Raw genomic sequence first — 12,305 nt, 5'->3', positions numbered from 1 at the left:
GGTTACACCCGCCCCGTCAAATCCACCACCCGCGCCACTTCCGCCAGCGAGGTGATGCCATCCAGTACCCGCTTGACGCCGTCTTCGGCGAGCGGGTGATAGCCATGCTCGAGCGCGGCGTGGCGGATTTCGTGCAGTGGCGCATGGTTGGCCACCAGTTCGTCGAGCTCGGGGTCCATCCGCAGCAGCTCGATCAGGGCGAGGCGGCCGCGGTAGCCTTTGTGGCTGCATGCCGGACAGCCGGTGGCACGATAAATCTGCGGCAGTTGGGCAAGGTCGGTGCCGAGGATGCGCGCTTCATCGGCGTCCGGCGTGTAGGCTTCCTTGCAGTGTGGGCACAGCTTGCGCACCAGCCGCTGCGCGATGACGCCGATGATGTTGCCGGACAGGATGCCGGGCTGGATGCCGATGTCCATCAGGCGCGGAAACACGCCGAGGGCGGAGTTGGTGTGCAGGGTGGTGAACACCTGGTGGCCGGTCATCGCCGCGCGGAAGGCCATCTCGGCGGTGTCCTTGTCGCGGATTTCGCCGACCAGGATGATGTCCGGGTCCTGCCGCATGATCGAGCGGATGCCGTTGGCGAAATCGAGCTTGAGCGTTTCGTTGACCGAGCTCTGGCGCATCAGCGTGACCGGGTATTCGACCGGATCTTCCAGCGTCATGATGTTGACGGTCTCGTTGTTGAGGTGCGACAGCATCGAATACAGGGTGGTGGTCTTGCCGGAGCCGGTCGGCCCGGTGACCACCAGGATGCCTTCAGGACGCGCCATCATCAGTTGCAGTTCGCGCAGTGCATCGCTGGTGAAGCCCATCTGCTCCAGCGGCATGATGGATTTCTCGCGGTCGAGGATGCGCAGCACCACGTTTTCGCCATGGATACCGGGTTGCGAGGAGACGCGAAAATCGATCGGGCGGCCGTTCAGCGTCAGCGACATGCGGCCGTCCTGCGGCGCGCGCGTCTCCGCGATGTTCATCCCCGACAGCACCTTCAGCCGCACCAGGATGCCGGGCCAGTAGGTCTTGTGGAGGCTGCGGATCTGTTCCAGCACGCCGTCGATGCGATAGCGGATGCGCAGGAAGGCGTGCTCGGGCTCGAAGTGGATGTCGGACGATTCGCGCTTCACCGCATCGGTCAGGAGCGCGCCGACCAGCCGTACCACCGGCTGGGTGTATTCCTCGGTGTCGGGGTTGAGGCTGGCGTAATCGACTTCGCCGGTCTCGATCTCGCGCAGGATGCCGTCGAGCGAGAGATCGAAGCCGTAGAACTTGTCGATGCATTCGAGCAGTTGCGCTTCGCCCGCCAGCAGCGTGTCGATTTCGAGCTGGCCGCCGAGCGCGGCTTTCAGCTGGTCGAGCGCGACCACGTTGAACATGTCGGTGGTGGCCAGCGTCAGCACGTTGCGGGCGGCGTCGTGTGCGATCGGCAGCAGGTGGTGGCGGCGGGCGAATTCCTCGGGCACCAGTTGCAGCGCTTCGGGGTCGGCCACCACCTGCGACAGGTCGATGCCCTGGCTGCCGAGCGCGTTGGCGAGCTGGTCGCGCAGCACCGCCTCGGTGATGAAACCCAAAGCGACCAGCTGGCGACCGATCGGCAGGCCGGTCGCCTTCTGCTCCTTGAGGCCGATGCGCAGCTGGTCGAGGGTGATGAGGCCTTGCGAAACCAGGGTTTCGCCCATGCGGAGTTTCTTGCGTCTTTCCATGGCAGGAAAATTCAGCGGACCGACTTCAGTTGCTGCACGCGCGCTTCGGCCTGGGCGCGGTCGAAGCGGTGCGCGCCGCCGCCAGCCAGCGCCTTCTCGTAATACGTCAGCGCGGCCGGATATTGCTGCAGTTGGTCGAGGCTGACCGCGAGGTTGTAGGCGTAATCGGCGTTGCCGGGCGCGCCGCGATACGCCTCGAAGTAGGCGGCCTGCGCGTCGTTCCAGCGTGCCTGCCCGGCGTAGAGGTTGCCGAGGGTCTGGTGGAGATGCGGGCTGGGGTCGCGCTCGATCAGCATTTTCAGGCGGCTTTCGGCGGCATTGCTGTCGGTGTTGCCGAGCAGGTCGAGCAGTGCACCCTGGGCGGCGGCATTGCGCGGATCGAGATCGAGCACCTCGCGATACAGGCGTTGCGCATCGGTGTCGTGGTCCTGTGCGCTGGCAATGGCCGCCAGCCCCAGCAACGCGTCCACGCTGCGTCCGTGGGCGGCGGCCTGGGTGTAGAGCCGTTGTGCCTCGGCCAGCGCCCCACGCTGATAGGCCGCGTAGGCCTGGCTGAGCAAGGTCGTTTGCGTGTCGGGCTGGAACAGCAGCGGTGCTGCTGCCGGTGGAGCCGGGGCGCGTGCCGGATTGGTGGCGGGGCGCGTGCCGGGGGCACGGGTCGCGACAGGCTGGGTCGCGACGGCAGCGGATATTGCGGCAGGCCTGGGAGCGGACGGGGGCGGCGACACGCCGGGCAGCGCGGCGGAGGCGGGTTCCGCTTCGGGTTCGGGCGGGGCGGGGTCGACCGGCGCGGCGGCGGGTGCCGCGACGTTTTCCGGCACGAGGCTGGACGCGGCGGGCGGCTGCAGGGCGAAGTAGAGATACAAGCCGTAGCCGAGTGCGATCAGCACGGCCAGCAGGGCGGTGAGCGGCACCAGCGAGAGTTGCGGCCAGCGGAAATTACGCACATGGCGCGGCTTGGGCGCGCCGGCGCTGCCGCCGAACAGCAGGCCGGGTGGTTCCACCCATTCGCGCGCCTGGGCTGTGCCGGGTGGGGTCAGGGGCTCCAGTTCAAGGTCGCCCTCGATCCGGTTGCCGGAGTCGGGCTTGACCCCGTTGGCAACTTCGGCCTGTTTCAGCGCTTTGAGCAGAAGGCTCAAGGGCTGCTCCGTGCGCTGGGCAACAGACGCTGGAACTGGCGCAGTTCGTCGCTTTCCAGCGTGGGGTTGGATACCACGATGGGGCGCAGAAAAATCACCAGCTCGGTCTGGCTGTTCATCCGCTCATGCTGGCCGAATACGGCGCCGATGCCTTCGGGGCGCGACAGGACGGGCAGGCCGTCGCGCGCATTGTTGCTGTCGTCCTGGATCAGCCCACCGAGAATCACGGTCTGGCCGCTCCTTACCTGCAGCAGCGATTCCATCTCGCGCACCTGGATGACCGGGATCTTGTTGCTGATCTGGGCGTTTTTCAGGTCCGGGTTGGGGTCGTCCACATCCCCCACCTTGCGCGTGATGGTCGGACGCACGGTGAGCGATACCAGGCCATTTTCGTTGATTTGCGGCAGCACCGACATGACCACCCCGACCGGTACGGTCTGCGGGGTGGTGGTGAAGGTGGTGGTCGCCCCCACGTTGGCGGTTGAAACCGTGTCCGCCTTGACGGTGAAATACACCAGATTGTTCACTACCTTCAGCAGCGCCGTCTGGTTGTTCAGCGCCATCAGCTTGGGGCTGGAAAGCACCTTGGTGTTGCCGTAGGACTCCAGCAGATCGATGGCCGCCTTGAACCCGTTGCCGCCGCTGTAGGTCGCTTGAATGAAAGGCGCCAGCGAACCTGCGAGCGCATTGGAACTGCTGCCGCCGACCGCGCCGATGGTGTCGATTTTCCACCCCACCGATCCTTGCAAGGCGCGCGACCAGTCGATTCCCGCGCGGTATTGATCCTTGAGCGTGACCTCGACGATGGTGGCTTCGATCAATACCTGGCGCTGCGCCGACTGCATCACGCGGTCGAGATATTGCTGCACCAGTTCCTGCTGCTTGGCGGTGCCCAGCACGCTGACGGTGCCGGCCACCGGGTTGACCGCGACATCGTTTTTGCCATCGCCGGTCGGCTGATCGGCAAACGCGGCGGTGAACAGGCTGGCCGCGCCGGCGCCGGCCTTGCTGGCGGCCTCGGCCTGCGATACCCGCTCGGCACGCTCGGCTTTTTCGGCGTCCAGCCGAGCGGCGCGTTCTGCGTTGCTTTGCGTGACTGCGCGCGTGCCGGCGAGAATGGTGCGGATGTTGTCGGCCAGGATCGTCCACAGGTCGTTGTTGGACTGGCTGGCCACCGTGGTGGTGGAGGAATTGCCACTGGCAGCGCTGGTCGTGCCGCCTGTCGCCGTGCCGATGCCGCCGCCGGTGCTGGCAATGTGCGCCGCCACCCCGACGCTGGAAGTGGTGTTGCGGGTGACGTTCACATAATTGACGCTGTAGGTCTTGACGTAAGGCGTATCGGGCATGATCGACACGGTGCGGCCGTTCATTTCGTAACGCAGGCCGGCCTGTCGCGCGATGCGGTCGAGAATGGCCGGCAGCGGCTCCTGCACCGCGTTGAGCGAGACGCGCCCGGCGATGCCCGGATGCAGATCGATGTTGTACTGGGTGTCGCGCGCGATGGAGAACAGCAGATCCTTCACCGGTACGTCGTTGACCACGACGGTATAGGTCGGTATCGGCGCAACCAGCCTGGGCGGGGCCAGGGCGGGGGTGGCCTTGACGGGTGCGGGCGGCGGTCCGGCTGGGGCGGCGGTCGGGCTGGGGTGGGTGATATGGCCGGGCGAGGTGTCGAATGCCCGCGGGGGGACGCAACCCGCCAGCACGAGGCTGGACAGGGCCAGGCCCGTCAATACGGAGCGTTTCAACACTGCATTCATCACGACCTTTATCCCGTTGGCAAGACCACGCTGCGCATTTTGCCAACCGTGCGCAGAAACGGCGCACCCTGAAGGGCATGAACGCCAGTTGACGTGGCGGACAAGGTGCGCATGACCGCCATGGCTGCGTCCCGGTCAGGGAATTCGCCCGCCAGGATCATCCAGGCAGGCGCACCCTGACTCATGCCATGCAGCACCCTAACCGGTTGCAGCGTAACGGCGTTCAAATCCCCCAATAATACGGCTGCCTGCGCCGCTTCTTTAGCCGAGGCGACCTGGATCACATGAATGCCGGGCGCGGCGGTGGCAAGCCAGCGCTGGGTTTGCCGTGCCAGTTCGGTTACGCGGCTGACCGTAACGGGAGGGGGCAGTCGAGACGTTACAGCTAACTGGGGCGACGCGGCAGGTGGCTGGACAGCAGGCGCGCGCATCTGCCAGGCGACGAACGCAAGCAGGCCAAGCCCGGCGGCCAGGCCGGCGCTCAGCCACGCCCAGCGTGGCAGGCGTACAGAACGCGCGATTTGGGTAGGTGGCTGGATTTCGGCGTCGCCTGCCGCGGCGTCCAGATGCGTCGCGGTGAGCGTGTGGGTTTGACCGGCATAGGCGGCGAGCAGCGACTTGTCGGCCAGCACGTTGATGCGGCGCGACAGGCCGCCGGAAAGGCGCGTCAACTGCGCGATCAGGGCCGATGAAAACAGGTCGGGACCGCGATAACCGGCCACTGCGAGCCGTGCCCGCAGATATTCGGCGACCTCGGGCTCGGTCAGCGGAGACAGGTTCAGGCTGAGGGTGATGCGGTCCTTCAGCTGGCGGATGCGCGGATCGGCCAGTTGCACATCGAGTTCGGGCTGACCGAACAGCACGATCTGCAGCAGCTTGTCGGTGGCGGTTTCCAGATTGGTCAGCAGCCGCAGGAACTCCAGGTTGTCGAGCGCGATGCCTTGCGCTTCTTCGACGAAGACCACCACGCGGCGCCCCGCCGCATGACGTGCCAGCAGCGCGGCATTCAACTGCGCCAGACGGGCCTGGCGGCCGTCTTCGGGGATTTCGATTCCGAGATCGGCCAGGATCGCCGCCAGCATGTCGTCCGGCGCAAGCGTAGGGTTGCCGAGATAAACGCTGTCGACGCTGTCGGGCAACTGCGCTGCCAGCTTGCGGCACAGCATGGTCTTGCCGCTGCCGACTTCGCCCACCACCTTGATGATGCCCTCGCCCTGACCGATGGCGTAGAGCAAGGCGGCGAGCATTTCCCCGCGCTGGCCGCCGGCGTACCAGTATTCGGTATTCGGCGTGATGCGGAAGGGCGCTTCTTTCAGGCCGAAATAGTCAAAATACACGGGAGGGCGTGCTGATGCTCATTTCGCGTCTGCGTTTCCGCGAGAAAGCGATGGATGCAAGGCGTGCCGCGCAGGCAAGGGCCATCCCTTGCCAAGCGGCGCAACGCCGCAGACGCGCTTTCTCGCGGAAACCCGGAGGGACGAATTCAATTTGGGCGCATTCCTTTGTCGCGAGCCGCTTGCAGTGATCGCACTGCGGCGCGTCACGCTTCGCGGACTGTACCCAAATTGAACTCGGCACAGGCGTGAAATGAGCATTAGCACGCCCTATTCGGTCCCGTAGGTCTGCATGCGGCTGTATAGCGTGGTGCGGTTGATGCCGAGCAGCTTGGCCGCCTGCGACAGGTTGCCATGGGTCATGTTGAGCGCGGCTTCGACGTAGGCTTTTTCCCACTGGCGCAGGGTGACGTCGAGGTTGAAGTTGGCCAGCGTCTGCAGCTGCTTGCGTGCCAGTTCGATCAGCGCCTTGCTGTCGCTGGCAAGCGGGATTTCCTGCGGATAGGCCTGGTCGGTGTCGAGTTCGGCTTCCAGCTGCGGGGCATTGACCGCCATGCCGGGGTATTTGGTAGTGAGCCGGATGGTGATGTTGCGCAGTTCACGCACGTTGCCGGGGAAATGGTAATCCTCCCACATCTGCTGCGCGCGCGCGTCGAGCGAGAACGGCTGGGTCTTGGCCTCGCGGGCGTAGAAATCGCGGAAGTGATTGAGCAGGGTGAGCTTGTCCTGCCCCATGTCGCGCAGCGGCGGCACCGCGATGGAGAACACCGACAGCCGGTGGTAGAGGTCGGCACGGAAGTGACCGGCCTTGATCTCGGTGCGCAGGTCGCGGTTGGTGGCGGTGACCACGCGGGCGTTGGAAAAGCGCGGCTGGGTTTCGCCTACGCGCTGGTATTCGCCGTTTTCCAGTACGCGCAGGAGCTTGGCCTGCAGTTCCAGCGGCAGCTCGCCGATCTCGTCGAGGAACAGGGTGCCGTTTTCGGCTTCCTCGAAATAGCCGGCGCGCGCGCTGGTGGCGCCGGTGAAGGCGCCTTTGGCGTAGCCGAACAGGGTGGGCTCGACCAGTGTCGGCGAAATCGCCGCACAGTTGAGGGCAAGATAAGGCTTGGCCGCGCGCGGCGACAACTGGTGCAGGCTGGAGGCGACGCGTTCCTTGCCGCTACCGGACTCGCCCTCGATCAGCACCGGGAACGGCGCAGTGGCGTACTGCTTGATCTGCTGGCGCAGCTTGTCCATCGCCGGGCTGTCGCCGACGATGCCGGAATCCTTGGCCGGGGCAGGCGCCTTGTCGGCGCTGCGCTCGGCATCCTGCACCAGCAGCGCGTTGAACAGCAGGGATTTCAGCCGTTCGGGCTCGCACGGCTTGGCGACGAAATCGATCGCGCCGAGCGCGCGCGCGTGGCGTGCGTTGGCTTCGTCGCTCTGGCCGGAAAGCACCAGAATCTTGATGCTGGGCGAGATCCCGAGCAGGTCGGCGATCAGGGCAAAGCCTTCGTCGGGCTTGTGCGGCTGCGGCGGCAGGCCAAGATCCACCAGCGCCAGTTGCGGCGGCTCGTCCAGTTGCATTAGCAGGCTTTTCACCTGGGCGCGCGATTCGGCGGCAGAGATGTCGAAGTCCTTGCTCAGGACATAGGTGAGCGTATCGGAAATCAGTGGATCGTCGTCGACGATCAGCAAGCTGGGTTTGTTGGTTCGGGGCACATATCCTCCAGGGCCAATGGTGCCGCGACCGCGTCTGCTCCTGATGGAGAAGGGGATTATTGTGCGCGTGTCGGGTTTTCGGCGATTGTGCCAGAGACCCGTTGAAAGTTAAACCGCGGCAGGACCGGCGGGGCCGTACATGCGGCAAGCGGGATGATCGTTTGCATCCCGGCAGGGACGGGTTGGGGGATCAGCTTTTTACCGGCTCGACGGCAACGCGTATCCAGCCTTCGCTGCGCTCGATCGGGCTGCCCAGCGCAACGGGTTTGCGCTCCGGCGCGCCATGGAACTGCACTACCTTGCCGGGCGTGAAATGGACGGGATCGATAATCACGCTGTCGGCACCGGCGCTGTCTGTCAGCCACAGGCTGGAATGCGGCAGGCTGGCGCCGCTGTTATCGAGTCCGTTCACCGTGTAACCGGCGGGTGTGGCGTTATTCAACATGACCAGCACGGGCGTTTCGGTCAGGGTTTCGATGCCGACCGAGCTGGTGTCGTCGCTGAGACGCGACAGGCGGCGCACGACGCCCAGCTGCCATGTGGCAGCGTCATGCGATTTGATGCCGATCAATGTACCCACGCGCAGCCAGTCCTTGTCGCGGGATTCGACCGTGGCGCCATAGCCGCATGTGCTTTCGTCCTGCATCACCCAGCGCTCGACGTCGGGCACGCTCGGGATGGCGGGGGCCTGCATGTGCGAGATGCGTTCGCGTGTGCGATCGGTGATGAACCCGTATACCTGCACATCGTCGACCTCGTTGTAGTTGAATCCCGTGCCGTACGGCGACACGTTGGCGGGCGCTTCGGACGCCTTGACCTGATTGACGATGGCGTCGAGTCCATGCGCGACATCGACCAGGCGCTTGATCGATTCGCGCGGCGCGCGCCGCTGTTCGCGGGTGGCCAGCGAAGACCACTGGCGCTGCAGGTGCTCGAGTAATTCAAGACTTTCGCTGGTGCGGGTGCTTTCCGTCAGGCCCAGTTGCGCGGGCGCGCTGCCTTCACGCAGGGCAATCTGGATTTCCTGCAGCTTTTGCAGCAGATCGGCCGTCGCCCAGAAATACAGCGGTTTGTCGGTATCGGGCTTGCGCACGCGGCGGGGGCCATGATCGGACGACAGGTCGATCACGAAATTGTGGATATGGGTATCCAGGCGGTTGTCCAGCCGCATCATTCCGTGCCAGCCACACAGCCAGTGGTCGAGCAGATCCAGCTGTCTGGGGTAGAGCGTGCCGGAATTGGCCAGATTCAACATCAGGATATGCAGATACGCCGTTTCGCTGCTGCAGTCGGACATGTCTTCAGCGTAAGCCCGCAGCGGCTGCCGATGGAAACCTTCGCTTGCGGCGACACGGTACAGATTGTGCAGACGCAGCCAGAGCTTTTCGCCTGCGGGCTGGTAGCGAATGGTGTGCCATTTCAGCAACTGGCCAAAGGCGCGAATGGCACGCAGGGTGATCAACGGAATCCGGCTTTCGTGCGAACTTTTCCCCGCCTCGCGCACGAAGTGCAGCACGAAGGTGTGATAGCCGCGCGCAATTTCCCAGTACAGGCCGTACACGGCATGCCAGAGCTGGCTTTCCACCGGACGCGACATGCGCGGATTGCGCAGGTATTGGCGCACCAGCGTGTCCTGCAGGTCGCGCGACTTATCGTCCAGCAGCATCAGCACGGCCAGACGATCTTTCGTATAGTGCGTCGAGTTTTCGTTGAAGCGCTTGAGCTCACCGAGAATGGCCTGCTGGCATTTGAACGCGTCTCCGATTGGCAGGCCCTCAATCCAGCGCGCGGCCACCTTGGTGTTGGTCAACGGGTCGTCGACCCGTTTGCCGAAAGAAGGCGAAAAGCGAGCGAGTTGCGACGCGAATCTATTTGCCAGCGAGTTCATGGTGTGCGAGCTGTCCCGTGATGACGAGTGATGTTTCCAGGCACTAATTACAGTTAACTGAGCAAATTCTGTACCCGCTGCTCAGGTCAGCCTGGCTTGCGTCCAGGCCTGCACCGCCGCCAGTGCTGCCGGCAGCCGGGCCGGTTCGCTGCCGCCCGCCATCGCCATGTCCGGCTTGCCGCCACCTTTGCCACCGACCTGGGTGGCGACGAAGTTGACCAGTTCGCCGGCCTTGATGCGTCCGGTCACGTCGGGCGTCACCGCGGCGATCAGGCTGACCTTGCCGTCGGCGACCGTGCCCAGCACCAGCGCGCAGGATTTCAGCTTGTCGCGCAGCTTGTCGGCGGTTTCGCGCAGGCCCTTGGCGTCGACGCCGTCGAGTTGCGCCGCCAGCACGCGCACGCCGCCGACGTCGACGGCCTGCTGCACCAGTTCGTCGCCGGTGCTCGCGGCGAGTTTCGATTTCAGGCGATCGAGTTCCTTTTCCAGGGATTTAACGTGCTCCTGAATCGAAATGACCTTGTGGTTGATGTCATCAGGATGTGTTTTCAGCAGTGTCGCGATACCGTTTCGCTGGGTGTCCAGATATTGAAAGTAATTCAGTGCGCTGTCGCCAGTGACCGCCTCAACGCGGCGCACCCCGGCAGCGACGCCGGATTCGCCGACGATCTTGAACAGGCCGATGTCCCCGGTACGGGCGACATGGGTGCCGCCGCACAGCTCGCGCGAACTGCCGATGTCGAGCACCCGCACCTCGTCGCCATACTTCTCGCCGAACAGCATCATCGCGCCGGTCTTCTGCGCGTCCTCAATTCCCATCACGCGCGCCTGGGTCGCGGAGTTGGCGAGGATCTCTGCGTTGACGCGCGCTTCCACCTCGCGGATCTGCGCATCGGTCATCGGCGCCGGCTGAACGAAGTCGAAGCGGGTTTTCTCGGAATCCACCAGCGAGCCCTTCTGCTGCACGTGCTCGCCGAGCACCTCGCGCAGCGCCTTGTGCATCAGGTGGGTGACCGAGTGGTTGCGCATGGTGCGGGCGCGCGCGACCTCGTCGACACGCGCCAGCACGGCGTCGCCGACGACCAGCGAGCCGGTCTTGACCATGCCGTGGTGGCCGAACACCTGTGCCTGGATCTTCAGCGTATCCTCGACCTCGAACTGGCCCTGGGTGCTCTGCAGCACGCCGCGGTCGCCGGCCTGGCCGCCGGATTCGGCGTAGAACGGGGTGTGGTCGAGCACGACGACGCCGAGCTCGCCTTCCTTCAGTTCGCTGACCAGGCTGCCGTCCTTGTACAGCGCGAGCACGGTGGCATCGTGCGTCAGCGTGTCGTAGCCGTGGAAGACGGTCGCTTCACCGGCGTAGTCCAGTCCGGCGCCAAGCCTGAATTTGCCGGCGGCGCGCGCCTGCGCTTTCTGCCGCGCCATCGCGGTATCGAAGGCTGCGGTATCGACGTTCACATTCGCCTCGCGGCAGATGTCGGCAGTGAGGTCGAGCGGAAATCCATAGGTGTCATGCAGCTTGAACGCCAGTTCGCCGTCGAAAGTGCCGCCGGCGGGCAGCGTCTTCAGCGTGGCTTCGAGGATGCCCATGCCGTGCTCGATGGTCTCGAAGAAGCGTTCCTCCTCCTGCCGCAGGATGTCCGTCACGCGGGTTTGCGCGGCCACCAGTTCGGGATAGGCCTCGCCCATCGCCGCCGCCAGATCGGGCACGAGGCGGTGGAAGAAGGCGGCGCGCGCGCCCAGCTTATAACCATGGCGGATGGCGCGGCGGATGATGCGGCGCAGCACGTAGCCGCGCCCCTCGTTGCCGGGGATGACGCCGTCGACGATGAGAAAGGCGCAGGCGCGGATGTGGTCGGCGATGACCTTGAGCGAGTTGTTGCTCGAGTCTGCGGTATCCGTCTCGCGCGCCGCCGCGGCGATCAGCGCCTGGAACAGGTCGATCTCGTAGTTGGAATGCACGTGCTGCATCACTGCCGAAATGCGCTCCAGCCCCATGCCGGTGTCGACCGAGGGCTTGGGCAGAGGGTGCATGGTGCCGGCCTCGTCGCGGTTGAACTGCATGAACACGTTGTTCCAGATCTCGATGTAGCGGTCGCCGTCCTCGTCGGGCGAGCCGGGCGGGCCGCCCGCGACCTCGGGGCCGTGGTCGTAGAAGATCTCGGTGCAGGGACCGCAGGGGCCGGTGTCGCCCATCGCCCAGAAGTTGTCGGAAGCGTAGCGCCCCCCTTTGTTGTCGCCGATGCGGACGATGCGCTCTTTCGGCACGCCGATGTCGTTATGCCAGATGCCGTAGGCCTCGTCGTCATCAAAGTAGACCGTGACCCACAGCTTGTCGGCCGGCAGCTTCAGCACGTCGGTGAGGAATTCCCAGGCGTACTTGATCGCCTCCTGCTTGAAGTAGTCGCCGAAGCTGAAATTACCCAGCATCTCGAAGAAGGTATGGTGGCGCGCGGTGTAGCCGACGTTTTCCAGGTCGTTGTGCTTGCCGCCCGCGCGCACGCAGCGCTGCGACGACACCGCCCGGGTGTAGGGGCGCGTGTCGTGGCCGGTGAACACGTCCTTGAACTGCACCATGCCGGCGTTGGTGAACAGCAGGGTGGGGTCGTTGCCGGGCACCAGCGGACTGGAGGCGACGACGGTGTGGCCCTTGGAAGCGAAGAAATCGAGGAAATTCTGGCGGATGGCGCTGCTTTTCATGGTGTTGTGATGTCGTCGTGCGTGAACGTCGGGCAATAAAGCATTGTATCCGTTAAAGTTCCCCCCTTACAGGCGGCCGGAGC

The 12,305-nt window shown here is 64.8% G+C and carries 7 protein-coding genes; all 7 read right to left on the bottom strand.

Translation table 11 applies throughout. From position 1 onward, the window contains the following. Positions 1 to 2: 2 nt before the first annotated feature. Positions 3 to 1,700, bottom strand: coding sequence for a GspE/PulE family protein (locus B059_RS0108210; RefSeq protein WP_018077763.1), 1,698 nt, complete (start codon positions 1,698 to 1,700; stop codon positions 3 to 5). 11 nt (positions 1,701 to 1,711) lie between these two features. Then, positions 1,712 to 2,839, bottom strand: coding sequence for a tetratricopeptide repeat protein (locus B059_RS0108205; protein ID WP_018077762.1), 1,128 nt, complete (start codon positions 2,837 to 2,839; stop codon positions 1,712 to 1,714). Then, complete coding sequence (gene mshL / locus B059_RS0108200) at positions 2,836 to 4,590, bottom strand: pilus (MSHA type) biogenesis protein MshL (RefSeq protein ID WP_245538762.1); 1,755 nt, start codon at positions 4,588 to 4,590, stop codon at positions 2,836 to 2,838. Before mshL ends, B059_RS0108205 begins: the two co-directional genes overlap by 4 nt. Before the next feature lie 17 nt (positions 4,591 to 4,607). Next, on the bottom strand, positions 4,608 to 5,936 hold the full coding sequence (locus tag B059_RS0108195) for an ExeA family protein (protein ID WP_018077760.1): 1,329 nt from the start codon (positions 5,934 to 5,936) through the stop codon (positions 4,608 to 4,610). A 267-nt stretch (positions 5,937 to 6,203) separates the two neighbouring features. Beyond that, a complete protein-coding gene (locus B059_RS0108190; RefSeq protein ID WP_026177396.1) occupies positions 6,204 to 7,634 on the bottom strand; it encodes a sigma-54-dependent transcriptional regulator in 1,431 nt (476 codons plus the stop codon). A gap of 190 nt (positions 7,635 to 7,824) precedes the next feature. Next, entirely contained in the window at positions 7,825 to 9,522 is a 1,698-nt protein-coding gene (locus B059_RS0108185) for a hypothetical protein (RefSeq protein WP_018077758.1), read from the bottom strand. Positions 9,523 to 9,603: 81 nt separating this feature from the next. Then, entirely contained in the window at positions 9,604 to 12,222 is a 2,619-nt protein-coding gene (alaS, locus tag B059_RS0108180) for an alanine--tRNA ligase (protein WP_026177395.1), read from the bottom strand. Positions 12,223 to 12,305 lie beyond the last annotated feature (83 nt).

The sequence above is a fragment of the Thiobacillus denitrificans DSM 12475 genome, from assembly GCF_000376425.1.
Lineage (GTDB): Bacteria > Pseudomonadota > Gammaproteobacteria > Burkholderiales > Thiobacillaceae > Thiobacillus > Thiobacillus denitrificans.
This window is presented reverse-complemented; position numbering and strand designations above follow the sequence as displayed.